Source organism: Demequina sp. NBRC 110056 (assembly GCF_002090155.1).
Taxonomy (GTDB): domain Bacteria; phylum Actinomycetota; class Actinomycetes; order Actinomycetales; family Demequinaceae; genus Demequina.
Genome location: NZ_BBRM01000002.1, coordinates 609,833 through 634,701, shown reverse-complemented (window position 1 = coordinate 634,701; position 24,869 = coordinate 609,833). Strand labels below are relative to the sequence as shown.

Annotated in this window: 27 protein-coding genes; 18 read left to right on the top strand and 9 right to left on the bottom strand. The window is 71.3% G+C overall.

The genetic code is table 11. From position 1 onward, the window contains the following. From steA to B7K25_RS02950, 4 genes are read left to right on the top strand one after another with little or no spacing between them, the layout of a single operon-like run. The gene (gene steA / locus B7K25_RS02965) at positions 1 to 1,155 is read left to right on the top strand and encodes a putative cytokinetic ring protein SteA (protein WP_084104053.1); all 1,155 of its coding nucleotides are present in this window, start codon (positions 1 to 3) and stop codon (positions 1,153 to 1,155) included. Continuing rightward, positions 1,155 to 2,123, top strand: a complete 969-nt coding sequence (locus tag B7K25_RS02960; protein ID WP_159450091.1) for a copper transporter — start codon at positions 1,155 to 1,157, stop codon at positions 2,121 to 2,123. The genes steA and B7K25_RS02960 overlap by 1 nt, the downstream gene beginning before the upstream one ends. Before the next feature lie 46 nt (positions 2,124 to 2,169). Beyond that, positions 2,170 to 3,876, top strand: coding sequence for a CTP synthase (locus B7K25_RS02955; RefSeq protein ID WP_084104049.1), 1,707 nt, complete (start codon positions 2,170 to 2,172; stop codon positions 3,874 to 3,876). A gap of 3 nt (positions 3,877 to 3,879) precedes the next feature. Continuing rightward, positions 3,880 to 4,521: an NUDIX hydrolase gene (locus B7K25_RS02950; RefSeq protein ID WP_084104047.1), complete on the top strand. Its 642-nt coding sequence runs from the start codon at positions 3,880 to 3,882 to the stop codon at positions 4,519 to 4,521. Between the two features lie 33 nt (positions 4,522 to 4,554). Here the strand turns inward: B7K25_RS02950 and ilvA are convergent, their stop codons facing one another. Genes ilvA through B7K25_RS02935 form a run of 3 tightly spaced genes read right to left on the bottom strand, consistent with a single transcriptional unit; the run spans position 4,555 to position 7,077 of the window. After that, positions 4,555 to 5,790, bottom strand: coding sequence for a threonine ammonia-lyase (gene ilvA, locus B7K25_RS02945; protein WP_084104045.1), 1,236 nt, complete (start codon positions 5,788 to 5,790; stop codon positions 4,555 to 4,557). Positions 5,791 to 5,799: 9 nt separating this feature from the next. Beyond that, positions 5,800 to 6,165, bottom strand: a complete 366-nt coding sequence (locus B7K25_RS02940) for an SH3 domain-containing protein (protein WP_084104043.1) — start codon at positions 6,163 to 6,165, stop codon at positions 5,800 to 5,802. A gap of 3 nt (positions 6,166 to 6,168) precedes the next feature. Next, positions 6,169 to 7,077 carry a heme A synthase gene (locus tag B7K25_RS02935; RefSeq protein WP_084104041.1) on the bottom strand — a complete coding sequence of 303 codons (909 nt, stop codon included), beginning with the start codon at positions 7,075 to 7,077 and terminating at the stop codon, positions 6,169 to 6,171. A gap of 168 nt (positions 7,078 to 7,245) precedes the next feature. Here B7K25_RS02935 and B7K25_RS02930 point away from each other — a divergent pair, with 168 nt between their 5' ends. The 9 genes from B7K25_RS02930 to B7K25_RS02890 are packed head-to-tail and all read left to right on the top strand — an operon-like array spanning position 7,246 to position 14,284. Beyond that, on the top strand, positions 7,246 to 7,896 hold the full coding sequence (locus tag B7K25_RS02930; protein WP_234988051.1) for a metalloregulator ArsR/SmtB family transcription factor: 651 nt from the start codon (positions 7,246 to 7,248) through the stop codon (positions 7,894 to 7,896). 2 nt (positions 7,897 to 7,898) lie between these two features. Beyond that, complete coding sequence (gene sufB / locus B7K25_RS02925) at positions 7,899 to 9,335, top strand: Fe-S cluster assembly protein SufB (RefSeq protein WP_084104037.1); 1,437 nt, start codon at positions 7,899 to 7,901, stop codon at positions 9,333 to 9,335. Beyond that, entirely contained in the window at positions 9,332 to 10,525 is a 1,194-nt protein-coding gene (gene sufD, locus B7K25_RS02920; protein WP_234988050.1) for a Fe-S cluster assembly protein SufD, read from the top strand. The genes sufB and sufD overlap by 4 nt, the downstream gene beginning before the upstream one ends. Then, positions 10,522 to 10,863, top strand: coding sequence for a non-heme iron oxygenase ferredoxin subunit (locus tag B7K25_RS02915; RefSeq protein WP_084104035.1), 342 nt, complete (start codon positions 10,522 to 10,524; stop codon positions 10,861 to 10,863). The genes sufD and B7K25_RS02915 overlap by 4 nt, the downstream gene beginning before the upstream one ends. Before the next feature lie 27 nt (positions 10,864 to 10,890). Continuing rightward, on the top strand, positions 10,891 to 11,646 hold the full coding sequence (sufC, locus tag B7K25_RS02910; protein ID WP_084104033.1) for a Fe-S cluster assembly ATPase SufC: 756 nt from the start codon (positions 10,891 to 10,893) through the stop codon (positions 11,644 to 11,646). 17 nt (positions 11,647 to 11,663) lie between these two features. Continuing rightward, positions 11,664 to 12,938, top strand: coding sequence for a SufS family cysteine desulfurase (locus B7K25_RS02905; protein WP_234988049.1), 1,275 nt, complete (start codon positions 11,664 to 11,666; stop codon positions 12,936 to 12,938). Continuing rightward, positions 12,935 to 13,396: a Fe-S cluster assembly sulfur transfer protein SufU gene (gene sufU, locus B7K25_RS02900; RefSeq protein WP_084104029.1), complete on the top strand. Its 462-nt coding sequence runs from the start codon at positions 12,935 to 12,937 to the stop codon at positions 13,394 to 13,396. The genes B7K25_RS02905 and sufU overlap by 4 nt, the downstream gene beginning before the upstream one ends. Then, positions 13,393 to 13,719: a metal-sulfur cluster assembly factor gene (locus B7K25_RS02895; protein ID WP_084104027.1), complete on the top strand. Its 327-nt coding sequence runs from the start codon at positions 13,393 to 13,395 to the stop codon at positions 13,717 to 13,719. The genes sufU and B7K25_RS02895 overlap by 4 nt, the downstream gene beginning before the upstream one ends. 7 nt (positions 13,720 to 13,726) lie before the next feature. Beyond that, positions 13,727 to 14,284: a DUF1697 domain-containing protein gene (locus B7K25_RS02890; protein WP_084104025.1), complete on the top strand. Its 558-nt coding sequence runs from the start codon at positions 13,727 to 13,729 to the stop codon at positions 14,282 to 14,284. Here B7K25_RS02890 and B7K25_RS02885 read toward each other — a convergent pair. From B7K25_RS02885 to B7K25_RS02870, 4 genes are all read right to left on the bottom strand, one after another. Then, positions 14,281 to 15,714 (bottom strand): basic amino acid/polyamine antiporter, encoded by a 1,434-nt coding sequence (locus tag B7K25_RS02885; RefSeq protein ID WP_084104023.1) that lies wholly within the window; start codon positions 15,712 to 15,714, stop codon positions 14,281 to 14,283. The genes B7K25_RS02890 and B7K25_RS02885 overlap by 4 nt on opposite strands. Before the next feature lie 67 nt (positions 15,715 to 15,781). After that, positions 15,782 to 16,984, bottom strand: a complete 1,203-nt coding sequence (locus tag B7K25_RS02880; protein ID WP_084104021.1) for an energy-coupling factor transporter transmembrane protein EcfT — start codon at positions 16,982 to 16,984, stop codon at positions 15,782 to 15,784. Continuing rightward, positions 16,981 to 17,688: an energy-coupling factor ABC transporter ATP-binding protein gene (locus tag B7K25_RS02875; RefSeq protein ID WP_084104019.1), complete on the bottom strand. Its 708-nt coding sequence runs from the start codon at positions 17,686 to 17,688 to the stop codon at positions 16,981 to 16,983. The genes B7K25_RS02880 and B7K25_RS02875 overlap by 4 nt, the downstream gene beginning before the upstream one ends. 9 nt (positions 17,689 to 17,697) lie before the next feature. After that, on the bottom strand, positions 17,698 to 18,360 hold the full coding sequence (locus B7K25_RS02870; protein ID WP_084104017.1) for a biotin transporter BioY: 663 nt from the start codon (positions 18,358 to 18,360) through the stop codon (positions 17,698 to 17,700). Positions 18,361 to 18,501: 141 nt separating this feature from the next. Between B7K25_RS02870 and B7K25_RS02865 the strand changes: the two genes are divergently transcribed. Continuing rightward, entirely contained in the window at positions 18,502 to 20,100 is a 1,599-nt protein-coding gene (locus tag B7K25_RS02865) for an ABC-F family ATP-binding cassette domain-containing protein (RefSeq protein ID WP_084104015.1), read from the top strand. Between the two features lie 45 nt (positions 20,101 to 20,145). On the opposite strand, the gene B7K25_RS02860 is transcribed toward B7K25_RS02865, so the two are convergent. Together B7K25_RS02860 and B7K25_RS02855 are read right to left on the bottom strand one after the other, a co-directional pair. Next, positions 20,146 to 20,991 carry an SURF1 family protein gene (locus B7K25_RS02860; protein ID WP_084104013.1) on the bottom strand — a complete coding sequence of 282 codons (846 nt, stop codon included), beginning with the start codon at positions 20,989 to 20,991 and terminating at the stop codon, positions 20,146 to 20,148. A 77-nt stretch (positions 20,992 to 21,068) separates the two neighbouring features. Further along, on the bottom strand, positions 21,069 to 22,013 hold the full coding sequence (locus B7K25_RS02855) for a hypothetical protein (protein ID WP_084104011.1): 945 nt from the start codon (positions 22,011 to 22,013) through the stop codon (positions 21,069 to 21,071). Positions 22,014 to 22,214: 201 nt separating this feature from the next. On the opposite strand from B7K25_RS02855, the gene fabG reads away from it, so the two are divergent. From fabG to B7K25_RS02835, 4 genes are read left to right on the top strand one after another with little or no spacing between them, the layout of a single operon-like run. After that, the gene (gene fabG / locus B7K25_RS02850; RefSeq protein ID WP_084104514.1) at positions 22,215 to 22,919 is read left to right on the top strand and encodes a 3-oxoacyl-ACP reductase FabG; all 705 of its coding nucleotides are present in this window, start codon (positions 22,215 to 22,217) and stop codon (positions 22,917 to 22,919) included. 56 nt (positions 22,920 to 22,975) lie between these two features. Then, entirely contained in the window at positions 22,976 to 23,743 is a 768-nt protein-coding gene (gene fabI / locus B7K25_RS02845) for an enoyl-ACP reductase FabI (RefSeq protein WP_084104009.1), read from the top strand. A gap of 4 nt (positions 23,744 to 23,747) precedes the next feature. Next, complete coding sequence (locus B7K25_RS02840; protein WP_084104007.1) at positions 23,748 to 24,260, top strand: histidine phosphatase family protein; 513 nt, start codon at positions 23,748 to 23,750, stop codon at positions 24,258 to 24,260. A 32-nt stretch (positions 24,261 to 24,292) separates the two neighbouring features. Then, complete coding sequence (locus tag B7K25_RS02835; protein ID WP_084104005.1) at positions 24,293 to 24,847, top strand: pyridoxamine 5'-phosphate oxidase family protein; 555 nt, start codon at positions 24,293 to 24,295, stop codon at positions 24,845 to 24,847. The last annotated feature ends 22 nt before the right edge of the window (positions 24,848 to 24,869 follow it).

The window sequence follows — 24,869 nt, the reverse complement described above, 5'->3', positions numbered from 1 at the left end:
ATGACCCGCTCCGACCCCCTCGTGAGCGCGGCCGACGGCACCGTCACCGGCACCCTGCGCATCGAGCCCAGCGTCCGCGTGCTCGCCCGCCGGCTGCGCCCCGGCGACATCGCCGTGATCGACGTCCTCGACCTCGACCAGAAGGCCGCGGAGGCCCTCGCGTCCTGCCGACCCGCGGCGGTCGTCAACGTGCGCACCTCCATGTCGGGACGCTTTCCGACCGGTGGACCTCGCGTCCTTCTCGACGCGGGGATCCCGCTGGTGGATGAGGCCGGCACCGGCATCCTCGGCTGCCGCGACGGCGCCGAGGCCGCCCTCGTGGGCGGCGTGGTCACCGTGGACGGGGAGACCGTCGCCCAGGGCTCGCGCATCGACGCCGCGGCGCTCGCCGACCTCACCCACGCCGCCGCGGACGGCATGCACGTCCAGCTCGCGACGTTCACCGCCAACGCCCTCGACCACGTCGAGCGCGAGGCTGACATCATCCTGGACGGCACGGGCCTGCCCGACCTCGGCATCGACCTCGCCGGTCGCCACGTCGTCGTCATCGCCGCTGGCTACCAGCACCGCGAGCAGCTGCGTCAGATCCGTCGCTACCTGCGCGATCGACGCCCCGTGCTCATCGCCGTGGGCGACGCCGCCGACGCGACCTACGACCTCGCGTCGGCTCCCGACCTCATCATCGGCGACGTCGAGGGGCTGCGCGAGGAGGCCTTGCGCTCCGCCGATCACGTGCTGCTGCACGAGCCGCACGGTGGGGACGCGGGCCAGGCGCGCGTGGACGCCCTGGGCGTCTCCCACAGCGACATCCAGTCGTCCCTTCCCTCGGCCGCGCTCGCGATCCTCGTCGCCCACGCTGCTGGCGCGAAGGTCATCGTCACCGTCGGCGTCGAGGGCAGCCTGCAGGACTACCTCGAGTCGGCGCACACGGACGCCTCCGGCATGTTCCTCGCGCGGCTGCAGGCAGGACGCGCCGTCGTCGACGCGCCCGCGCTCGCGCAGGTCTACCGTCACCGCTACTCGCCGTGGGCGCTCGTCGCGCTCGTGGTGAGCGGCCTCGTGGCGTTGGGCGCCGCCATCTGGATCACGCCGGGCGGCAAGGAATGGTTCGAGAACCTGGGGTCGACCGTCGTCGGCTGGTTCGGGGGCGCCTGATGAAGGACTTCCGCTACCACGTCGTCTCGCTCGTCGCCGTCTTCCTCGCGCTCGCCGTCGGCGTCGTGCTGGGCTCGGGGCCGATGCGCGACGCCTTCACGGGTTCGCTCGCCGAGCAGGTCGACGAGCTCGAGACCGATCTGGCCCAGGCCGAGGCCGACGTCGTCGCCGCCGAGGCGCAGACCAGCACCGCTCGCCAGTACGCGGACGAGTCCGCACCGGCGATGCTGTCCGGAGCGCTGCTCGGCACGTCCGTCGCGACCGTGCAGGTCTCGCAGGCCGATGCGCAGGCGCAGGCCGGGGTGCGGGATCGTCTCGTCCAGGCGGGCGCCACGGTCAACGCCGAGGTGGTCGTCGAGCCGATCTGGACCGATCCTTCCCAGACCGCGTTCCGCTCCTCGCTGGCGTCGACCATCGCGCCGAACGTCGTGGGAGTCGACGACTCCACCTCGGCACCCACCGTGCTCGCGCACGCGCTCGCGCAGGCGCTGATGCCCGGTGTGTACCCCGCAGGCTTCGACGAGTCCGCGCTGTCGGACACCGACTTCCCCGACGCGGAGAACGCGCCGGACCGCTCGGCGCTGCTGCTGGACCTGCTCACCGAGGCGGGCCTCGTCTCGGGCGTGACGACCGATGCGGTCAGCGCCTTCGCGGTCGTCGCCGGCCCCGGTGCGGAGGACGACGCCACCCGCGCCGAGGACTCGGGCATCATGGCCGCCCTCGCGACCACCTTGGCCCAGTACACGCGCGGCGTCGTGGTCGCCTCGGGCGTGGACGCCGCCGGCGACGTGCCGAGCGCGGTGCTGAATTCGCCCGACGCCTCCGCCACCGTCGCGACGGTCGTCGAGGGCACCGAATACTATGGGCAGATCTCCGTTCCGCTCGCGCTCGCCGACGCTCAGGCGGGAGCCGTCGGGCACTTCGGCCCCGGCGAGGGCAGGACCCTCGTGCCGTCCCGCGCCGGGTGATTCCGGCAGGTCCGCCCGGCGGGTCCGTGTCGCATCGTCAGATTCGATGTTAGAGTTGAAGCCCGTGGAGCGAACGCGATTCTCGTCCGGCACGGACCATGTCACCCGTCACATCTTCGTCACGGGAGGCGTCGTCTCCTCCCTCGGCAAGGGGCTCACAGCATCATCGCTGGGCCGCCTGCTGCGGTCGCGCGGACTGCGCGTGACGATGCAGAAGCTCGATCCCTATCTGAACGTGGATCCGGGCACGATGAACCCCTTCCAGCACGGCGAGGTCTTCGTGACCGACGACGGCGCCGAGACGGACCTGGACATCGGCCACTACGAGCGGTTCCTCGACGTGAAGCTCTCCGCGAGCTCCAACGTCACCACGGGCCAGGTGTACTCGCAGGTGATCGCGAAGGAGCGCCGCGGCGAGTACCTCGGCGACACGGTGCAGGTCATCCCGCACATCACGGACGAGATCAAGCGCCGCATGCGTGACCAGGCGGGCCCCGACTGCGACGTCATCATCACCGAGGTCGGCGGCACGGTCGGAGACATCGAGTCGCAGCCGTTCCTCGAGGCCGCGCGACAGGTGCGCCACGATGTCGGCCGCGACCACGTGTTCTTCCTGCACGTGTCCCTCGTGCCGTTCATCGGGCCCTCCGGCGAGCAGAAGACCAAGCCCACCCAGCACTCGGTGGCCGCGCTGCGCAGCATCGGCATCCAGCCGGACGCGCTGGTCCTGCGCTCGGACCGCCCGGTCCAGCCGTCGGTCAAGAACAAGGTTGCGCTCATGTGCGACGTCGAGCCCGACGCCGTCGTGAACGCGATCGACGCGCCGAGCATCTACGACATCCCGCGGGTGCTGCACTCCGAGGGCCTCGACGCCTACGTCGTGCGCCGCCTCAACCTGCCGTTCCACGATGTCGAGTGGGGCGCGTGGAACGACGTGCTCAACCGCGTGCACCGCCCTCAGCACGAGGTCGAGGTGGCGCTGGTCGGCAAGTACATCGACCTGCCCGACGCCTACCTGTCCGTGAGCGAGGCGCTGCGCGCCGGCGGCTTCCACCACAGCGCCAAGGTGCACCTGCGCTGGGTCGCGTCGGACACCTGCCAGACGCCCGAGGGCGCCGAGAAGGCGCTGGGCGGCGTCGACGCCGTGCTCGTGCCGGGAGGCTTCGGGGTCCGCGGCGTCGACGGCAAGATCGGTGCGCTGCGCTGGGCACGCGAGAACAAGGTGCCCACGCTCGGCATCTGCCTCGGCCTGCAGACGATGGTCATGGAGTACGCCCGCAACGTCGTGGGCCTCGAGGGCGCGTCGAGCTCCGAGTTCGACCCCGACACCCAGCACCCCGTCGTCGCGACGATGGAGGAGCAGCTCGCGATCGTGGACGGCCAGGGCGACCTCGGCGGCACCATGCGGCTGGGGGAGTACCAGGCGGTGCTCAAGGCCGGCTCGGTCGCTGCGGAGACGTATGGCGCGACCCAGGTCGGGGAGCGCCACCGCCACCGCTACGAGGTCAACAACACGTACCGCGCGCAGCTCGAGGACGCGGGACTCGTGGTGTCGGGAGAGTCGCCCGACCGCGAGCTCGTCGAGTTCGTCGAGCTGCCGCGCGACGTCCACCCGTACTACATCTCGACTCAGGCGCACCCGGAGTTCCTGTCGCGACCGACCAAGGCGCACCCGCTGTTCGCGGGGCTCATCGGTGCGGCCCTCGCCGTGCGCGAGGGCGCCGAGGTGGACGCCCAGCCGGCGACCGCCTGAGCCATGACGGAGCCGCTCGCCGACCTCCCGGCGCGCCGTCCCGTGCTCGCGCATCACGAGCGCTTCACGGGAAAGGTGTGGGACGTGGTGAGCGACGAGGTCGACCTCGGGGAGGCCGGCGTCGTCACCCGCGACTACGTGCGCCACACCGGCGCCGTGGTGATCGTCGCGCTCGACGAGGCGGACCGCGTGTACCTCGTGCGCCAGTACCGCCATCCCGTCGAGGCGGAGTGCTGGGAGCCGCCCGCGGGACTGCTCGACATCGCGGGTGAGGACCCCGCCGATGCGGCCCGCCGGGAGCTCCACGAGGAGGCGGACCTCACGGCCGACGAGTGGCACACCCTGGTCGACTACTTCCCGTCTGGCGGCGGCGTCTCCGAGGCCGTGCGGGTGTTCCTCGCGCGCGGCATCGGCACCGTCCCGCTCGACGAGCGTCACGAGCGCACCGACGAGGAGCGCGACATGATCGGCGCGTGGATCCCGCTCGACGATGCGGTCGCCGCCGTGCTCGACGGCCGCGTGCACTCGTCGTCCGCCGTGGCGGGACTGCTCGCGGCCGACCGCGCTCGCCGGGACGGCTACGCGTCGCTGCGCCCCGCGGACGCGCCGTGGATGCGACCCGAGGCGACGCGCCTGGTCCGGTAGCGGGGACGCCCGGTCGACCCTGGAGGCGCGACGTCAGCTCGCGTCCGCGACCTCCGGGTGGAAGCCGTCCGCGACGAGCGCGTCGACGACCTCGGCCTGGTGATTCGGCCCGCGGGTCTCGACGCTCACCTGCAGGACCACGTCCCCGACCGTGAGCCCCAGGTCGTGGCGGGTGTGCAGCACCTCGATGACGTTCGCGCCCACCCGCGCCAGGATCTCGGAGACCCGGGCGAGCTGCCCGGGGCGGTCAGGCAGGGGGATCCGCATGGTCATGTAGCGCCCGGAGGCCACGAGGCCCAGCGCGATGATGCGCTGCATGAGCAGCGGGTCGATGTTGCCGCCCGACAGCAGGACCGTCGTCGGTCCTGTGGTCTCGACGAGGCCGCCGAGGATCGCTGCGACGCCCGCGGCGCCCGCGGGCTCGACCACGAGCTTGGTGCGCTCGAGCACGGTCAGCACGGCGCGCGCCATGTCGTCCTCCTCGACCGTGACGATCTCGTCGACGAGGTCGCGCACGAGCGGGAACGTGTGCTCGCCCGGGCGCGCGACGGCGATGCCGTCGGCGATGGTCGTGCCGCGCTGGATCGTCACCGGCGCGCCGGCGGCGAGCGACGGGGGATAGGCGGCGGACGCGGCCGCCTGGACGCCGACGACGCGCACCTGCCTTCCCGCGCGGGCGGCGATCTCCTTGACGGCGACGCCGATGCCGGCGATGAGGCCGCCGCCGCCCACCGGCACGACGACCGTCTCGACGTCGGGCACGTCCTGCATGATCTCGAGGCCGATGGTTCCCTGCCCGGCGATGACGTCCGCGTGGTCGAAGGGATGGATCATCGCGGCACCGGTGCGGTCGGCGTGCTCGCGGGCGAGCGCCAGGCAGTCCTCGACGGTGGCGCCGTCCGTGACGACGGTGGCGCCGTAGCCCTTGGTGGCGAGCAGCTTGGGCACCGGCGCTCCCAGCGGCATGCAGATGGTCGCCTCGATGCCGAGCTGCTGAGCGGCGAAGGCGACTCCCTGGGCGTGGTTGCCGGCCGATGCCGCCACGACGCCGCGCGCCCGCTCGGCCTCGGTAAGGCGGGACAGACGGTAGGTGGCGCCCCGCAGCTTGAACGAACCCGTCCGCTGGAGGTTCTCGAGCTTCATCGTCACGGGCACGCCCAGCACCTCGCTGAGGTGGGTCGCGTGGTCGACCGGCGTGCGCTGCGCGACGCCCGCCAGCGCGGCCGCCGCCTGCTCGATGTGGGCGAGCGTGACCTCGTGCGGGCTCATGCTCCCAGTCTAGGAGCGCGTTCCGGCGCTCTCGGCGCCGAGGCAACGGTGCGGCACCCAGCCCTCGTCGCCGGCCGGCCCGCGGCACCACGACCACCCGCTCGCGGCGTCGTCGCTGACGATCTCGACCTCGTCGCCTGCGGCCACGGCGAGCTCCTGGGTGTCGTACGCCACCTGGACCACCGCCCGAGGGCGCGCGGCGCTGAGGTGACGTTCCGGCACCCACCCGGCACCCGCATCGGCGCTCACGAACGTGAACGCAGGCCACTCGGTGTCGCGGTCGCCCACCTCGACGACGTCGCCCGGCTCGATGCGCAGCGCAGCACGCTCGGGGATCTCGTGGTCGGCCACGATGCGGCGGCGCTGGCCGGGCATGGGTCAGGCGCGCGTGACGGCGAGGCCGCGGCCCGAGGACGTGAGGAGGTAGTGCAGCGCCGATGCGGCCGCGGAGAACGCGCCGATGCCCACCAGGTGCAGCGCGACGATGGCCTCGGGCAGACCCGTGAAGTACTGGACGTACCCGATGACGCCCTGCGCGAGCGTGACGGCGACGAGCACGACCCACGCCTTGCGCACCTCGTCGCGGCCGCCCTCGGACCTGTCCTTGCGGACGCGCCAGATGAGCGCGCCCAGCACGACCACGAACGCCCACACCGCAGCCGCGTGCGCGCGGGCGATGAGCTCCGGGTCCAAGGCGAGGCGCTCGGTCGCGTCGATGTCGCCCGAGTGAGGGCCGGCGCCCGTCGTCAGTGCTCCGAGGAACAGGATGATCGCGACGACCGCCGCGAGCGCGCGGAGGTGCCAGCGCATCGGCTCTCCGGCGCGGCGCGGCGCGCGGCGGTAGGCGAGCGCGAGCCACACCGAGTACCAGACCAGCGCGGTCGACAGGAGCAGGTGAGGGGCGACGACGAGCGGGTGGAGCTCGACGAGGACCGTGATCCCGCCGACGACCGCCTGGAGGATCACGCCGATGCCGGGCACGAGCCCGTACCAGCGCAGCTCGCGGCGCGTGCGCCACACGGCGATCGCGACGCCGAGCGCCACGATCGCGAGCACGAAGGTGAGCATGCGGTTGCCGAACTCGACGGCGGGGTGGAACCACTGCTCGGGGTGGAACTCGGGCGTGAAGCTGCCGGGCTCGCACTGGGGCCACGTGGAGCAGCCGAGCCCGGACCCCGTGAGGCGCACCACGCCGCCGGTGACGATGATCCCGGCCTGCGCGATGATGTTCGCGATCAGGAACAGCCGGGCGCGGCGCGAGATGACGTCAAGGATCCTGGTCAGCACCCGACCATCCTATTTCTGCCGCGCGCGACTGCCCGCCACCGCCGAATTACGCAACGGTTCGGTAAGGCTTCCCTTGCTTGCGAGGAACTATTTTCGGCACGACAATCGTTCCTAAGAGTGCACCCCTGGAGACACGTTCACAGGACAGCCGTGCGTGAGGAGCGAACCGTGGGAACTGACACCACTCGTGACCGCGTGCTGGGGCTCATCGCCTCCGCCGGTCCCATCACCGCCGCGACCCTCGCGGCGGAGCTCGGCGTCACCCCTGCGGGCGTGCGTCGGCACCTGTCCGCGCTCGCGGACGATGCGCTCATCACCGAGCACGAGCAGCCCGGCACCCACGTGCGCGGCCGGGGACGCCCCGCGAAGTCCTATGTCGCCACCACCGAGGGACAGCGCTCCCTCACGACCGCCTACTCGTCGGTCGCCGTCGACGCGGTGTCCTTCATGCGCGAGCACGGCAACCTGAGCGAGTTCGTCGACGGCAAGCTCGCTGAGCTCGAGGAGACGTTGCGCGCCGCGGTCCCCGCGGATGCGACAATGGAGGAGCGCGTCGAGGCGCTGTCCCGATCGCTTGCCGAGCAGGGCTACGCGACCTCCGTGCGACCCGGACCCGGAGGCTTCACCGTCCAGCTGTGCCAGGGGCATTGCCCCGTGCAGTCCATCGCCGAGGAGGCACCCGAGTGGTGCGAGGCGGAGACGCGCGCGTTCTCCCGCGTCCTCGACGTCCATGTCCAGCGCCTGTCGACCCTGGCAGGCGGAGCCCACGTGTGCACCACGACCATCCCGGTCACCGCGGTGACCGCCAAGGAAGGATGACCATGAGCACCCCCACCGACAACGCCCCCACTCAGACCGATGAGGAGATCATCGCGTCGATCGGCGGCTACGAGTATGGCTGGCACGACTCCGACGACGCGGGCGCGATCGCGCAGCGCGGCCTGTCCGAGGCCGTGGTCCGCAACATCTCCGCGCTCAAGAGCGAGCCGGAGTGGATGCTGAACCAGCGACTCAAGGGTCTGCGCCTGTTCGACAAGAAGCCCATGCCGCACTGGGGGTCCGACCTCACCGGCATCGACTTCGACAACATCAAGTACTTCGTCCGCTCCACGGAGAAGCAGGCCACCAGCTGGGAGGACCTGCCCGAGGACATCAAGGCGACGTACGACAAGCTGGGCATCCCGGAGGCGGAGAAGCAGCGCCTCGTCGCGGGCGTCGCGGCTCAGTACGAGTCCGAGGTGGTCTACCACCAGATCCGCGAGGACCTCGAGGAGCAGGGCGTCATCTTCCTCGACACGGACACCGCGCTCAAGGAGCACCCGGAGCTGTTCGAGCAGTACTTCGGCACGGTGATCCCGGCCGGCGACAACAAGTTCGCTGCGCTCAACACCGCCGTGTGGTCGGGTGGCTCGTTCGTTTACGTCCCGCCGGGCGTCCACGTCGAGATCCCGCTGCAGGCCTACTTCCGCATCAACACGGAGAACATGGGCCAGTTCGAGCGCACGCTGATCATCGCCGACGAGGGCTCGTACGTGCACTACGTCGAGGGCTGCACCGCGCCCATCTACTCGTCCGACTCGCTGCACTCCGCGGTCGTCGAGATCATCGTCAAGAAGAACGCCCGCGTGCGCTACACGACCATCCAGAACTGGTCGAACAACGTGTACAACCTCGTCACCAAGCGCGCCACGGCCGCCGAGGGTGCCACCATGGAGTGGGTCGACGGCAACATCGGCTCGAAGGTCACCATGAAGTACCCGGCGATCTTCATGCTCGGCGAGCACGCGCGCGGCGAGACGCTGTCGATCGCCTTCGCGGGTGAGGGCCAGCACCAGGACGCTGGCGCCAAGATGGTCCACGCGGCTCCCAACACGTCGAGCTCGATCATCTCGAAGTCCGTCGCCCGTGGCGGCGGCCGCACCTCGTACCGCGGCCTCGTGCAGGTCCTCGAGGGCGCCAAGAACTCCAAGTCGAACGTGCTGTGCGACGCGCTGCTCGTCGACCAGATCAGCCGCTCCGACACGTACCCGTACGTCGACGTCCGCGAGGACGACGTGCACATGGGCCACGAGGCGACCGTCTCGAAGGTGTCCGAGGACCAGCTGTTCTACCTCATGTCCCGAGGCATGGAGGAGACCGAGGCGATGGCCATGATCGTGCGCGGGTTCGTCGAGCCCATCGCGCGCGAGCTGCCCATGGAGTACGCGCTCGAGCTCAACCGCCTCATCGAGCTTCAGATGGAAGGAAGTGTCGGTTGACCACCACCGATCACTCGCAGGCCACCGCAGACGCCGCGCACAGCCACGGCGTCGTCATCCCCGAGGGCTCGCGCGGCGAGCGCTTCACGTCGTTCGACGTGGACGCGTTCGAGATGCCTGGCCCCCGTGACGAGGAGTACCGGTTCTCGGCTCTGCGCGACCTCGCCCCCGTCCTCGACCAGGCCGAGGCGCCCGCTGATGGCGCGTCCGTCGACGTCACCGCGCCCGAGGGCGTGACCGTAGGCTCGCTCGCCATCGGCGAGGGTCCGCGCGGCACCGTGCTGGTCCCCGAGGACCGCATCGCGGCGATCGCGTCGGCCGGTTCGGTCGACGCCCTGCACGTCAAGGTGCCGGCGAACACCCAGGTCGCGGAGCCCATCCGCATCGCGGTCACGGGCCACGCCACCTCGCGGTCGCACATCGTCCTCGAGGCCGGCCAGTTCGCCGAGGCGACGGTCATCCTCGAGCACCGCGGCACCGGTGCCCACGCCGGCAACGTCGAGGTCGTCACGGCCGACGGCGCGCAGCTCAAGGTCGTCTCGATCCAGCAGTGGGACGACGACGCCGTCCACGCCGGCACCCACCACGCCCGTGTGGGGCGCGACGCGACGTACAAGCACGTGGCGGTCTCGCTCGGAGGCAAGGCCGTGCGCCTCGCCGTCACCGCGGAGTACGAGGGCACGGGTGGCTCCGCTGAGCTGCTGGGCCTGTACTACTCGGACTCGGGCCAGCACCTCGAGCACCGCACCTTCATCGACCACAACGCCCCCAAGTGCCACTCGAACGTGGCGTACAAGGGCGCGCTGGCGGGCAAGACGGCTCGCTCGGTGTGGATCGGCGACGTGCTGATCCGTGCCGAGGCCGAGGGCACCGACACCTACGAGCTCAACCGCAACCTGGTCCTCACCGACGGCGCGCGCGCCGACTCCGTCCCCAACCTGGAGATCGAGACCGGCGAGATCGAGGGCGCAGGACACGCGTCCGCGACGGGTCGCTTCGACGACGAGCAGATGTTCTACCTGCGCTCGCGCGGCATCCCCGAGGACAAGGCCCGCAAGCTCGTGGTCCGCGGCTTCTTCGCCGACCTGATCCACCAGATCGGCGTGCCGGAGGTCGAGGAGGGTCTCATGCGTGAGATCGACCTCGAGCTCGAGCACTTCGAGGACGAGCTGGTGGAGGACGAGGCGTGAGCGAGCAGCTCGCGTGCAGCGTGAGCGACCTGGCGCCGGGCACGGCGCTCCAGGCCGACCTCACGCTTGCCGACGGCTCCGACACCCCCGTGGCGATCGTGCGTTCCGACGACGGCGACTACTACGCCATCGGCGGCATGTGCACGCACGGCGAGGTCCCCCTCGCCGAGGGTGATGTCGAGGGCTGCCACATCGAGTGCTGGGCCCACGGCTCCCGCTTCGACGTGCGCACCGGCGTGCCCGACGAGCTGCCCGCCATGACCCCCGTGGCGACCTATCCCGTCCGCATCGACGGCGAGCGCGTGCTCGTCGACGTGGACAACCCCAAGACTTCCTGACCTGAACTTCCGAAAGAGGTAACAACCATGAGCACTCTCGAGATCAAGAACCTCCACGCCTCCGTGGAGACCCCCGAGGGCACCAAGCAGATCCTGAAGGGCGTGGACCTCACCATCAACTCCGGTGAGACGCACGCCATCATGGGGCCCAACGGCTCCGGCAAGTCCACGCTGGCCTACTCGATCGCGGGCCACCCCAAGTACCAGATCACCGAGGGCGAGGTGCTGCTCGACGGCGAGAACGTCCTCGAGATGAGCGTCGACGAGCGCGCCAAGGCGGGCCTGTTCCTCGCGATGCAGTACCCGGTCGAGGTCCCCGGCGTGTCGGTCTCGAACTTCCTGCGCACCGCCAAGACCGCGCTCGATGGCGAGGCCCCCAAGCTGCGCACCTGGGTCAAGGACGTGAAGGTCTCGATGGAGAACCTGCGCATGGACCCGTCGTTCGCCGAGCGCAACGTCAACGAGGGCTTCTCGGGCGGCGAGAAGAAGCGCCACGAGATCCTCCAGATGGAGCTCCTGCAGCCCAAGATCGCGATCCTCGACGAGACCGACTCCGGCCTCGACGTCGACGCGCTGCGCATCGTCTCCGAGGGCGTCAACCGCGTCGCCGAGAACACGGGCCTGGGCGTCATGCTCATCACCCACTACACGCGCATCCTGAACTACATCAAGCCCGACTACGTCCACGTCTTCGTGAACGGCCGCGTCGCGGAGCAGGGCGGCCCCGAGCTCGCCGAGCGTCTCGAGGCCGAGGGCTACGACCGCTTCCTGGTGGACGCGTAGGCATCCCGGAGCTCTTCGTGACCTTCCCCGACGTGCGTGACGACTTCCCGCTCCTGACCCGCACGGTCAGGAATGGGAAGCCGCTCGTGTACCTGGATTCGGGGGCGACCGCTCAGAAGCCGCGCGCGGTGCTCGACGCCGAGCGCGAGTTCAACGAGCGTCACAACGGAGCCGTCGCGCGCGGCGCGCACCTGCTCGCCGAGGAGGCCACCGGCCTGTTCGAGGCGGCGCGCGCCGAGGTCGCCGCCTTCGTGGGCGCGCGTGCCGACGAGATCGTGTGGACCGAGAACGCCACCGCGGCGCTCAACCTCGTGGCCGGCGCGATCGGCAACGCCTCCGCCGGCATCGGCGGAGAGGAGTCGGCTGCGTTCCGCATCGGGCCCGGCGACGAGATCTGCGTCACCGAGGCCGAGCACCACGCGAACCTCGTGCCGTGGCAGCAGCTCGCCGTCCGCACGGGCGCCACCCTGCGGTGGATCCCGGTGGACGACGATGGCAGGCTCGACCTCGATCGGCTCGACACCGTGGTGACCGAGCGCACCCGCGTGCTCGCCTTCACCCACGCGTCGAACATCACGGGCGTCATCAGCCCCGTGGAGACGCTGGTGGCCCGGGCCAAGGAGGTCGGCGCGCTCACGGTGCTCGACGGGTGCCAGTCCGTGCCGCACCTGCCGGTCGACGTCGCCGCTCTCGACGTGGACTTCATGGCGTTCAGCGGGCACAAGATGCTCGGTCCCACCGGCATCGGCGCGCTGTTCGGCCGCAAGGCCCTGCTCGACGCGCTGCCGCCTGCGGTGTTCGGCGGGGGAGCGGTCAAGACCGTCACGATGGAGACCACCTCCTGGCAGGAGGCGCCGATGCGCCACGAGCCGGGGACCCAGCCCGTCGCCCAGGCGGTGGGCATGGCCGCCGCGGCGCGCTACCTGTCCGCCCTGGGCATGGACGCCGTCGCGGCGCACGAGCGCGAGCTCGCGGCCATCCTTCGCGAGGGCGTCGCCGACATCCCGGGCGTGCGCCTGCTCGGCCCGGCGTGGGACTCGGGTGCCACGGACGTCATCGGCCTCGCGGCCGTGGCGGTCGACGGCGTCCACCCGCACGACGTGGGTCAGGTGCTCGACGACCGCGGCATCGCCGCGCGAGTGGGCCACCACTGCGGCCAGCCGCTGCACCGGCGCCTCGGCGTCACCGGATCGACCCGCGCGAGCGGCCACGTGTACACGACCCAGGATGACGCCCGCGCCTTCGTCGAGGCGCTCGCGACCGTCCCGAGCTTCTTCGGAGTGAGCGCATGAGCAGCCTTGAGCAGATGTACCAGCAGGTCATCATGGACCACGCCCGCGAGGCGCACGGTCGCGGACTGACCGACCCCGGCCTGATCCAGGTGGGGCAGTCGCACCAGGTCAACACCACGTGCGGCGACGAGGTCACGCTTCGGGTCGGGCTCGACGGCGATCGTGTCGCGTCGGTGTCCTGGGAGGGCCAGGGCTGCTCGATCTCGCAGGCGTCGGTGTCCGTGCTGCACGACCTGGTCGAGGACCACACGCTCGCGGAGGCGGAGTCCGCGATGGACGCGTTCCGTGACCTCATGCAGGCCAAGGGCGAGGGACTGGACGACGACAAGGAGGACCTGCTCGGCGACGCCACGGCGTTCGTCGGAGTGGGCAAGTACCCGGCGCGCATCAAGTGCGCCATGCTGGGATGGATGGCGTTCAAGGACGCGCTCATCCAGGCACGAAAGGACGAGTCATGACCGAGACCACCGCCCCGTCGAACGCGGCCGACGTCGAGGAGGCCCTGCGCGACGTCATCGACCCCGAGCTCGGGATCAACGTCGTCGACCTGGGCCTCGTGTACGGCGTCGCGCTCGACGAGAACCAGCACGCCGTCATCGACATGACGCTCACGTCCGCGGCCTGCCCGCTGACCGACGTCATCGAGGATCAGACGGGCCAGGCGCTCGACGGGATCGTCGACGGCTTCCGCATCAACTGGGTGTGGATGCCGCCGTGGGGCCCGGACAAGATCACCGACGACGGCCGCGAGCAGCTGCGCGCCCTCGGCTTCAACATCTGAGCGAGCCGTGGCCGGCGCCACGCACGTCGCGCTGATCCGCGGCATCAACGTGGGCGGACGCCGCCCCGTGCCGATGGCGCGCCTCCGCGAGGCCCTCGAGGAGCGCGGCTACGCCGGCGTGCGCACCTACATCCAGTCGGGCAACGTGCTGCTAGGCGCCCCGCGGCGGGCGCCGGCGACGGTCGCGACCGCCGTCGAGCGCGCCCTCGCCGAGGAGTTCGACGTCGACACGGTGGTCGTGGCGCTGACCGCCGATGCGCTGCGCACCGCGGTGCACGACGCACCCGAGGGCTTCGGCGAGGCCCCCGACACGTTCCACAGCGACGTCGCCTTCCTGCGCCCCGGGGTGAGCAGCGCCGATGCGCTCGCCGCGTTCGGCATCCGCGAGGGCGTGGACACGGCGTGGGCTGGGGAGGGAGCCGTCTACTTCCAACGCCTCAGCGCCGAGCGCACCAAGAGCAGGATGTCCAAGGTCGTCGGCACGCCCATGTACGCCGACATGACGATTCGCTCCTGGACCACGACGCTCGCGCTGGTCGCGATGCTCGACGACGCGACGGATTAGAGCGACACCCAGCCGGCCACGAGGGCGACCACGCCCAGCACCGCGCCGGCGGTCGCGAGGGCGCACAGGATCGCCTCCGCGGCGGTGAAGACGCGCTTGCCTCGCTCGCGGCGCGCGTAGGCGTAGATCGCCGATGCTGGCGCGTAGATGATGAGCGCGAGCAGCACGTAGGTGGTGCCCATCGCGTACACGAGGTAGATCGCGTAGACCGTGGCGACCGCGGCGGCAGCGAGCGGGCCCGCGAGGCGGCGGTCGCCGAGCGCGACCTTGAGGCCGAAGCCCGCGGTGAGCAGGTACGGCAGGATCGCGAGCGCGCTCGTGAGCTCGAGCGAGAAGTCGAAAGCGCTCTCGGCGGTGAGCGCGACGAGCAGGAACAGCTGCGTGACCAGCGACGTCGCGAGCAGCGCGCGGGTGGGAACCGAGCGGGCGCTCGTGTGGTCCAGGAAGCGCGGCGCGTCGCCGCTGCGCGCGGTCATGAACAGCGACTCGACCGCGAGCAGCGACCATGCCAGGTAGGCGCCGAGCACCGACACGATCAGGCCGATGCCGATGGCCCAGGCACCCCACGTGCCGACCGCCGCCTCGAGGACTCCGGCGGCGGACGGCTGGCGCAGCTCGGCGAGCTCGGCACGCGGAAGGACCCCGTAGCTCAGCATCGTCACCGCGACGAAGATCGCGAGCACCGACAGGAACCCCATGACGGTCGCGCGACCCACGTCCTCGCGCCGCTTGGCCCACCGCGAGTAGACGCTCGCGCCCTCGATGCCGATGAACACGAACACCGTGACGAGCATGGTCGACCGCACCTGGTCGCCGAGCGACCCCAGGCTCGGGTCGCCGGCGAGGTTGTCCGTGAACGTGTCCCACGAGAACCCGCTGAAGGCGATGACGACGATGAACAGCGCGAGCGGCACGAGCTTCGCGACCGTCGCGATCCCGTTGATCAGGGTCGCGCGGCGCACCCCGCGCTGGATGATGAGGTGGAAGGTCCAGATGCCGGCCGTGCCCAGCACGAGCGCGGCGACCGTGTCGCCCTCGCCGAAGACGGGCGCGATGGTGCCGACGGTCGAGGCGATGAGCACCCAGTACGTGACGTTCGCGACGCACGCGCTCGTCCAGTACCCGAACCCGGACAGGAAGCCCACGTAGTCGCCGAACCCCGCCTTCGCGTACGCGAAGATGCCCGAGTCGAGATCGGGGCGGGCCGTGGCCAGGCGCTGGAACACGAACGCGAGGGCGAGCATGCCGCCGCCGGCCACCGCCCACGCGACGAGAGCCCCGTACACCCCGGTCGAGGCGGCGAACGAGGACGGTAGGGAGTAGACGCCGGCCCCGACCATGGTGCCGACGACCATCGCCGTGAGCACCGGCGCGGACAGCGGGCGACGCGAGTGCCCGGCGGGCTCCGTGGCGATGTCAGGCTGCGTCATGCACGCCTCCCAGCGTGAGCGGATCTGCGAGCCAGCCTAGCCGCCGCGTCCCGCGACCGCGCTGGTATCAGGCGTTCCGATCGCGCCGCGCGCCGCCGTTGATGAGGATGTCGAACGCCTCGTCGCGGCTGAGGTCGTGCCGTTCGCTGGACGGTGCACCGGGCGCGGCCGGGTCGCGGTCCGAGGCGGTGGCATCGGCGCCATCGGCGTCGGGAGCGGAGACCTGGCCTGCCGGAGCGTGGTCAGTTGCCTGCTGCGAGCGCTGCTGGCGGCGCGCTCGGCGGCCCCAGCGGCTCGGCGCCGCGACCTCGCTCTCGCCGTGGCTCGGCGAGTCGCTCTGGCCGTCGCTCTGAGTGTCAACGTCCGTGCTGGCTCCGTCTGCCGCGCGTGCGCCGTCCTCCGAGCCGGGCTTGGCATCATCGCCGAACGCCGGGCTGGTCGCGTCGCTGGCGCCGACAGCCGCGCCCGAGGTGGCACGCGCATCGGCGCTGCCCGTGGTGACTCCCGCCGCCGCGGCCGCACCCGCGCCGGCGCGCGCATCGGCGCTGCTCGAGCCGGATGCGTCCGGAGCGAGACCGCGCGCCGCGAGCGCCGAGGACTCCGCCTGCGCCGTCGCCTGCTGCGCCTCGGCCCGCTCCGCGCGCCGGTCCTTGCGCGACATCCGGGCCTCCTCGGCGATCCCTCGGGCGTGGAGGGCCTGGCCGAGCTGAAGGGCGAACCCCACGGTGCGGGTGGTCGTGGGGAACACGACGGCGCGGATCGAGCGGTCGAGGCCGCGCGCGCGTGCCGCCATGCGCGACTCGAGGTAGAGGCGCGCGACCTCGGGCAGCGCGCGCAGCATGAGCGCGAACATGAGTCCGAGGGTCTCGGGCGGCAGGAGGAACCGGATCGGCCGGGCCGCCGCGGACACGAAGTCGAGCATCGCGGCCATGGACGTCGAGCAGGTCACCGCGAGCGCGAGAGCGACGACGCCGATGAGGTCCGCGGCGATGTCGATCGCGCGTGCGTAGTCCCCGCGCCACATGTGCAGCGAGCCGGACAGCGCCGCGACCACGACGGTGCCCATCATCGCGTAGAGCGTCGCCTTCGCCGGCGGCTCCGTGGAGATCAGCAGCAGCACGCAGGCGCACATGATGCCGACGGACGTGACGGGGTCCTCGATGAGGACGGTGGTGACCGTGATGGCGATGAGCCCGAGCACCTTGAACCACGTCGGAGCCGCGTGCAACGGCGTCTGGCGCGGCCGGTACAGCCCGAGCATCGAGATCATGAGCGCTCCCGGCGCGACACCCGTCCGAACATGAGGTCGCGGTAGTACGCGACGGCCTCGACCGGGGAGCCATCGAACGCGACCGAGCCGTCGTCGATGACGATGGTGCGCTCGGCTCGGGACGCGGAGTCGAGGTCGTGGGTGACCTCGATGAGCTGGACAGGCAGCGACCGCAGCAGCGACCCGACGTGAGCCCGCCACCGCAGGTCGAGCAGCGTGGTCGGCTCGTCCGCGATGAGGATCGACGGGGTCACGGCGAGCACGCCCGCGAGCGCGAGCAGCTGGCGCTGGCCGCCGCTCAGAGCGTTGACGGAGACCTCGGCGCGTTCGCCGAGCCCGATCTCCTCGAGCGCGGCGAGGGCGGCCTCAGCCCGCTCGTCCTTCTTGTCGATCGTGCGACGCAGGGACAGCATCACGTCCTCGATCGCCGTGGGCATGATGAGCTGCGCGGACGGGTCCGTGAAGAGGAAGCCGACCAGGCGCCTGACGCGCGGCCCGTGCTTGACGACGTCGAGGCCCTCGACCTCGACCGACCCCTCGGTGGGCGGCACCAGACCGTTGATCATCCGCACCAGCGTCGACTTGCCGCCACCATTGGCCCCGATGATGGAGACGTGGCGCTCGGTGAGCGTCAGCGACGTCGGCTCGAGGATGCGGACACCGGAATCGGGCGCGATGACGCTCGCATCCTTGAACTCGATCATGCGTCAAGGTTATGCGGTCGTGGCCTCCGTGCGGTCCACGTCCGAGGGCACGGGCACGCGGCGGCCCGGCAGCAGCTGGGGGTAGGCCCGGTGGATGATGCTCGCGACGACGGCGGCGAGGACCACCTTGATCAGGTCGCCCGGCAGGAAGGGGATGACCCCGACGCTCAGCGCCGTGAGACACGAGTCGGAGGTGTCAAGGATGGACGTGCAGCCCTCGGCCGACTGCCACACGGGCAGCCCCGTGCGCACCGCGAGCCACGGCACTCCCACGGCGTAGATGACGGGGATCGACACGAGGCCGGACGCGATGAGCGTCCACACGTTGAGTGTGCCGCGACGGCGATTCCAGGCCGCGAGCGCGCCCACGACCCACGCGGCGATCACCATGCCCACGAGGTAGCCGCCCGTCGCGCCGGCGAGGACTCCGATGCCGCCCATCGTGTTGGCGAAGATGGGCGCACCCGCGAGCCCGACGACGAGGTAGAGCAGCACCGCGGCCGAGCCGCGCCACGGCCCCAGGCACAGGCCCGCGAGCACCACGGCGAAGGTCTGCAGCGTGAGCGGGATGCCCCCGGCGAGAGTCACCTCCGGGACCGCGGTGGAGGCGGCGATGAAGGCCGCGAAGACCGCGACGAGGGCGATGGTGGGCCCGTTGACGTGACGGCGCATCGAGGTCCTCCTGCTGATGGGACAATGGATCGGCGCTCACGCTACCGGCGGGCGCCAGCGCGCATCGGCCTCCGACGGGGTCGGTGCGCGAACATTGTCGGGACCGTACAAGAACCACGTCATCACGCGAGGGGTATTTCGTTGATCGCCGCCCAGGAGCTCGAGATGCGCATCGGCGCGCGGGTGCTGCTGCACCCCACGTCGTTCCATGTGAACGCGGGCGACCGCATCGGCCTCGTCGGCCGCAACGGCGCAGGGAAGACCACGCTCACGCGCATCCTCGCGGGCGAAGGGCTGCCCTCAGCGGGCAAGGCGATCCAGAAGGGTCGCATCGGCTACCTGCCGCAGGACCCACGCACGGGCGACCTCGAGCAGCTCGCCGTGCACCGCATCCTCGAGGTGCGCGACCTCGGAGGGCTCGCGGGCAAGATGCGCGAGGCCGAGGAGGCCATGGCCGGCGACGACGACGCCGCCCGCGACAAGGCCATGGAGCGCTACCCGCGTCTCGAGGAGCGCTTCCGCGCCGCAGGCGGATACGCCGCGGAGTCCGAGGCGCAGCGCATCGCCGCCAACCTGGGCCTGTCCGAGCGCATCCTCGCCCAGCCGCTCGGCACGCTGTCCGGAGGCCAGCGCCGCCGCGTCGAGCTCGCGCGGATCCTGTTCTCCGACGCGGAGACGCTGCTGCTGGACGAGCCGACCAACCACCTCGACGCGGACTCGATCGTGTGGCTGCGCACGTTCCTCGCGCAGTACAGCGGCGGGCTCATCGTCATCTCCCACGACGTCGACCTCATCCGCACCGTGGTGAACAAGGTGTTCCACCTGGACGCCAACCGGGGCGTGATCGACCAGTACGCGCTCGGCTGGGACCTCTACCTCAAGCAGCGCGAGGACGACGAACGTCGCCGCCACCGCGAGCGCGCCAACGCCGAGAAGAAGGCGACCGCCCTGGTCGCCCAGGCCAACAAGATGCGCGCCTCCGCGACCAAGGCGGTCGCGGCGCAGCAGATGCTCAAGCGCGCCGAGCGCATGCTCGCGGAGACGGAGAGCGAGCGACAGTCCGACAGGGTCGCGGCGCTGCGCTTCCCGACGCCGGCCGCGTGCGGCAAGACGCCGCTCACCGCCTCGGGCCTGTCCAAGAACTACGGCTCGCTCGAGGTGTTCACGGACGTGGACCTCGCGATCGACCGCGGGTCGAAGGTCGTCGTGCTCGGCCTGAACGGCGCAGGCAAGACCACGTTGCTGCGGCTGCTGTCAGGCGTCGAGCAGGCGGACACGGGCACCGTCGACGCGGGCCACGGGCTGAAGCTCGGCTACTACGCCCAGGAGCACGACACCCTCGACCTCGACGCGACCGTGCAGGAGAACATGCGTCACGCGGCGCCCGACCTCGACGACGCAGGCGTGCGCGGCGTACTCGGCTCGTTCCTGTTCAGCGGCGACGACGCGGACAAGCCCGCGCGCGTGCTGTCCGGCGGGGAGAAGACGCGGCTCGCGCTCGCGACCCTCGTGGTGTCGCAGGCGAACGTGCTGCTGCTCGACGAGCCCACCAACAACCTGGACCCGGCCTCGCGCGCCGAGATCCTCAACGCCCTGCACTCGTACGAGGGCGCCGTCGTCCTGGTGACGCACGACGAGGGTGCCGTCGAGGCGCTCGAGCCCGAGCGGGTGCTGCTGCTGCCCGACGCGGTCGAGGACCTCTACAACGAGTCCTACAAGGACCTCATCTCGCTCGCCTGACCTCCGTCCACCCTGGAACCTGAGTGGGGCAGGGGCAGGAAGCCGCTAGAGGGCGTCCTCGATCTCCTCGTCGCTCAGCTCGCGGCGCCGACGGGGGGCCGATGCGCGGGCTGGGGGCGGCGTGGACCTCTCCGGCGCCGGCCCGGCACCTTCGGCGTGGAGCCGGGCGTCGCGCCGCAGCAGCAGCACGCCGCCGACCGGCGCCATGGCCGCGAACAGCCACCACTGCCAGGCGTACGACAGGTGCGGTCCGAGCGTGAGCTCGGGCAGCGGCACGGGCTCGCCGACGGCGGCGGGGGAGCAGCCGTGCGAGCCGCACACCTCCCGAGCCATGAGGTAGCCGGGCACGGGATCGTGCGTGGGCTCGGGCAGCTGCGCCGGGGTGATCCGGGTGACGGACGATGCGGTGGGCTCCTTGCCGTCGTCCGGCTCCCAGGAGCGCAGCACGCCCGTGACCGTGACGGTCTCGGCGGGGTCGAGCTCCGGGACGGCGGGGTCCTCCTCGGGTCCCGGCCGCGGGATCCAGCCGAGGCTCACCTCAAGCGACCGGCCGTCGTCGGTGTCGAGCCATGCGAGGTACTGCCACGCCGGGGTCCCGTCGACCGGGCGCGACCGCAGCACGGTGAGCGACTCGGGGTCGAAGGTGCCGGTCGCCGTCACCGTGCGCCACTCGGCGCCCGGGGGCAGCTCGTCGACCGCCGAGGGCGGCACGACCTCCGCGAGGGGACCCACGGGGGCCTGCGCGGCCGCATCGAAGGCGGCCCGCGCATCGGCCCGATCCACGTGCCTACCGTGCTGCCAGAAGCCGAGCATCACCGCGACGGCGCTCACGGCAAGAGCGACCGCCATCGTCGCGACGATGCGCGGGATGGACGGGTGGCGGCTGGACACCCCCCGATGCTAGTCGCGGCACGCACGAGGGCCTGCCACCGCGGCAGCGGCGACAGGCCCTCGTGGTCAGTCCAGCGTCACAGCAGCGAGACGGGCTCCTGCTCGACGGACTCGAGCATCTCGAACTCGTAGACCCAGAATCGCGAGCCCTGGGTGCCGTCGATGGCGGGGCACTGGTCGTTCGCGAGCACCAGGCGGGCCTCAGGGTCGTCCGGGAAGCCCACGCTCAGGTCGATCTCGTACTCGTTGAAGAGCTCCGAGCCCTCCTCGATGGTGAGGCGGTCGTCGGCGGTCATGAGGATGGCCTCACCCGTCTCGCGCGACGTCACCATGAGGTACTCGATCCCCGTCTCGCGGTCCATGGCGCCGGCGTAGTCGTTGCGCTGGCCGTTGAACGTCGTGGGGATGTCGTTCTCCTCGATGAACCCCTCGACGTCGGTGATGCGGCGGATCGTGTAGGTCGCGGTCGGCGTCACCAGCCAGCTGTCGCCGGGACGCGCGTACTGGTCGAGCGCCGCCTCGGTGCCGAGCCCCTCGAGGTGGGTCTGCCACTCGGCCTTGAGCCCGTCGAGGTCGCCGGGGGAGGAGATGCCGTTCTCGGCATCGAACGCGGGGTCGGTCCACTCGTACATGCGGTCCGTGCTGCCCAGCGCGCGCTCGAGCTTGCCCTTCTCGCGCTCGTCCGTGGCGCTGTCGGGGTTGGTCTCGTTGTTCATGACCTCGAACAGCCACGCGGTGACGAGCCCGCCGGTGGAGGTGTAGGAGCGGCCGCGCGTCTCGACGCGCTGCCACGCGATCGGCTGCTCGCAGCGGGGCGTGCCCGCCTCGTCGAACAGCGCGACCTTGTGAGGGGCGTAGATGGGGTCGCCGTTGTCGAAGTAGGCGTCGACGTAGCCGTCGTCGCCACCCGCGCAGGCGGTGAGGGCGAGAGCCGCGACGGCGCCGAGGGCGCTCAGGCGCCCAGCGTTGCTCAGGCGCCGTGGTGCGCGAGCGGTGCGCGCGGCCGTGTCGTCCGTGGTCATTCGTCACTCCCCTTTGTGCGACGGTGGATGCTCACCATTGCGTATCCAAACGTTTCGACTGGGCCACAGTACCAACAAGTTCTGCCGCTGCCGACACCCTTCTGAGGGTGTTACGAAACGGTGACCATCGCGCTGTCGACGGCCGTCGACGGACCGCGCTCGGGCGCCGTCGGGAGCGGACGGTGGACTACCGTTGCCCTCATGTCACGCCACGTCCTCGTCACCGGAGCCAACCGCGGCATCGGCCGCGCCCTCGCCGAGCGCTTCGTCGCCGCCGGCTACACCGTCAGCTCGCTGCACCGCAGCGGCACGCTGCCCGACGGAGTGGACGGCGAGATCGCCGACATCACCGACTCCGACGCGGTGAACGCCGCGTTCGACGCCCTCGAGGAGCGCCACGGCCGGGTCGAGATCCTGGTGGCGAACGCCGGCATCACGCGCGACGGGCTGCTCATGCGCATGTCGGACGAGGACTTCGCGGACGTCCTCGAGACCAACCTCACCGGCACCTTCCGCTGCGTGCGCCGCGCCTCGCAGTCGATGATCCGCCAGCGCTTCGGTCGCATCATCCTCGTGGGCTCCGTCGTGGGGCTCATGGGCAACCCCGGCCAGGTCAACTACTCGTCGTCGAAGTCCGCGCTCGTCGGCATGGCGCGGTCCGTCACCCGCGAGCTCGGTGCCCGCGGCATCACCGCCAACGTCATCGCGCCGGGCTTCATCACGACCGACATGACCGCGGAGCTCGCCGAGGACACGGTCAAGCAGTACGAGGCGACCATCCCCGCTAAGCGCTTCGGCAGCGCCGACGAGGTCGCCGCGGCGGCCGTCTACCTCGCGTCGGACGAGGCCGGCTACGTCTCGGGGGCCGTGATCCCGGTCGACGGCGGCCTCGGGATGGGCCACTAGCGACACGACCACCTAGCGGTGGGAGGGGCGGCGGACGCCCCGCTAGGCTTCGAGCCATGGGAATGCTTGATGGCAAGAATGTCCTCGTGACCGGAGTCCTGACCGAGGGCTCGATCGCCTTCGACGTGGCGCGGCTGTGCCAGGAGCAGGGCGCGACCGTCGTCCTCACCGGCGTCGGTCGCACGCTCAAGATCACCCAGGCGATGGGCCGGCGGCTGCCGGTCGAGGCGCCCGTGGTCGAGCTCGACGTCACCAACCCGGAGCACCTCGACGCGCTCGCGGACCAGGTGAAGGAGCACGTGCCGCACCTCGACGGCGTGGTCCACTCGATCGGCTTCGCGCCCCAGTCCGTCATGGGCGGCAACTTCATGACGGGCGAGTGGGACGACGTCGCGACGGCGATCCACATCTCCGCGTACTCGCTCAAGGCCCTGGCCCAGGCGACGCTGCCGCTCATGAGCGCCGGAGGCTCCGTGGTCGGTCTCACGTTCGACGGCCGCTTCGCCTGGCCCGTCTACGACTGGATGGGCGTCGCGAAGGCGTCCTTCGAGGCCGTCAACCGCTACCTCGCGCGCGACCTCGGGCCCCACGGGATCCGGTGCAACGTGGTGTCGGCCGGCCCGATCAAGACCACCGCCGCCCGCCACATCCCCGGCTTCGACCAGATGGAGGGCAACTGGTCCGAGCGCGCGCCGCTGGGCTGGGACTCCGAGGCGACCGAGCCCACCGCGAAGGCCGTCACCGCCCTGCTGAGCGACTGGTTCCCGGCGACCACGGGCGAGATGATCCACGTAGACGGCGGCGTGCACGCGATGGGACAGTAGGCGCATGGCCACCCTCGTGCTCGTCCGTCATGCCAAGGCCGAGGCGCCCTCCGGGGCGCTGTCGGACCACGACCGTGCCCTCACGCTCGAGGGACGCTCGTCCGCGACCGAGCTGGGCAAGCTGCTGGCCGGCGCTGGCGTCAGCCCCGACCTCGTGCTCGTGTCGTCCGCGAACCGCACGCAGCAGACCTGGAAGCTCATGTCGCCGGCGTGGACCGGCCCGACCGTGCGCACCGAGCCCGACCTCTACGAGACGCACGTCGGCGGGCTCCACAGCCTGCTCACGCGAGTGCCGTCGGGCACGGAGACGGTCGTGGTGATCGGACACGAGCCCACGATCTCCGCCGCCGCGGCGTGGCTCTCGGGCCCCGATTCCGACACCAAGGCGCTGCAGCGCGTCGCACACGGGCTGCCGACCGGGACCGCCGCGGTCCTCGACGTCCCCGTGGCGTGGTCGGAGCTCGACCAGCGCTCGGCCGTCCTGACCGACGTGGTGCGGTCGGACGCGCACTTCTAGAGCTGGCACCGACTCGGGCGGAGAGGACCGCGATGTCGACCGAGCATGACAGCCTCGACGGCTTCATCGCGGAGTTCATCGCGCGACAGCCGATGTTCTTCGTCGCGACCGCGGCCGCGGATGGCCGCGTCAACGTGTCGCCGAAGGGCGGCGAGGGCACGCTCGTGGTGCTCGACGACCGTCGGGTGGCGTACCTCGACCTCACGGGATCGGGCGCCGAGACCATCGCCCATGTCCGCCAGCTCGACCGGATCACCCTGATGTGGTGCGCCTTCGAGGGGCCGCCGATGATCGCGAGGGTCCACGGCACCGCGACGGTCGTCACGCGCGACCAGCCCGTGTGGGCGGAGATGGCGGCGCTGTTCCCGGACAAGCCGGGGGCGCGGGCCATCGTGGTGGTGACCGCGGAGCGCATCAGCGACTCGTGCGGGATGTCGGTGCCGCTGATGACCTACGAGCGGGATCGCGACGAGCTCGACCGCTGGGCGCGCGGCAAGGGCGACGAGGGCCTGCGGGAGTATCGAGAGCGCAAGAACGCCGTGAGCCTCGACGGGCTGCCGGCGCTCGCTCCCCACGAGCGGGCGTGAGCTCGGGGCTCACCCGCGCGCG

Excerpts from the sequence above, each read along its gene's own strand:
- sufU (WP_084104029.1), top strand. The coding sequence starts at position 12,935 with ATGAGCAGCCTTGAGCAGATGTACCAGCAGGTCATCATGGACCACGCC.
- B7K25_RS02855 (WP_084104011.1), bottom strand. The coding sequence starts at position 22,013 with ATGACCACGGACGACACGGCCGCGCGCACCGCTCGCGCACCACGGCGC.
- steA (WP_084104053.1), top strand. The coding sequence starts at position 1 with ATGACCCGCTCCGACCCCCTCGTGAGCGCGGCCGACGGCACCGTCACC.
- fabG (WP_084104514.1), top strand. The coding sequence starts at position 22,215 with ATGTCACGCCACGTCCTCGTCACCGGAGCCAACCGCGGCATCGGCCGC.
- sufC (WP_084104033.1), top strand. The coding sequence starts at position 10,891 with ATGAGCACTCTCGAGATCAAGAACCTCCACGCCTCCGTGGAGACCCCC.
- B7K25_RS02880 (WP_084104021.1), bottom strand. The coding sequence starts at position 16,984 with ATGATCTCGATGCTCGGGCTGTACCGGCCGCGCCAGACGCCGTTGCAC.
- B7K25_RS02950 (WP_084104047.1), top strand. The coding sequence starts at position 3,880 with ATGACGGAGCCGCTCGCCGACCTCCCGGCGCGCCGTCCCGTGCTCGCG.
- ilvA (WP_084104045.1), bottom strand. The coding sequence starts at position 5,790 with ATGAGCCCGCACGAGGTCACGCTCGCCCACATCGAGCAGGCGGCGGCC.
- sufB (WP_084104037.1), top strand. The coding sequence starts at position 7,899 with ATGAGCACCCCCACCGACAACGCCCCCACTCAGACCGATGAGGAGATC.
- B7K25_RS02885 (WP_084104023.1), bottom strand. The coding sequence starts at position 15,714 with ATGACGCAGCCTGACATCGCCACGGAGCCCGCCGGGCACTCGCGTCGC.
- B7K25_RS02940 (WP_084104043.1), bottom strand. The coding sequence starts at position 6,165 with ATGCCCGGCCAGCGCCGCCGCATCGTGGCCGACCACGAGATCCCCGAG.
- B7K25_RS02895 (WP_084104027.1), top strand. The coding sequence starts at position 13,393 with ATGACCGAGACCACCGCCCCGTCGAACGCGGCCGACGTCGAGGAGGCC.
- B7K25_RS02870 (WP_084104017.1), bottom strand. The coding sequence starts at position 18,360 with ATGCGCCGTCACGTCAACGGGCCCACCATCGCCCTCGTCGCGGTCTTC.
- B7K25_RS02840 (WP_084104007.1), top strand. The coding sequence starts at position 23,748 with ATGGCCACCCTCGTGCTCGTCCGTCATGCCAAGGCCGAGGCGCCCTCC.
- B7K25_RS02960 (WP_159450091.1), top strand. The coding sequence starts at position 1,155 with ATGAAGGACTTCCGCTACCACGTCGTCTCGCTCGTCGCCGTCTTCCTC.
- fabI (WP_084104009.1), top strand. The coding sequence starts at position 22,976 with ATGGGAATGCTTGATGGCAAGAATGTCCTCGTGACCGGAGTCCTGACC.
- B7K25_RS02835 (WP_084104005.1), top strand. The coding sequence starts at position 24,293 with ATGTCGACCGAGCATGACAGCCTCGACGGCTTCATCGCGGAGTTCATC.
- B7K25_RS02875 (WP_084104019.1), bottom strand. The coding sequence starts at position 17,688 with ATGATCGAGTTCAAGGATGCGAGCGTCATCGCGCCCGATTCCGGTGTC.
- B7K25_RS02955 (WP_084104049.1), top strand. The coding sequence starts at position 2,170 with ATGTTAGAGTTGAAGCCCGTGGAGCGAACGCGATTCTCGTCCGGCACG.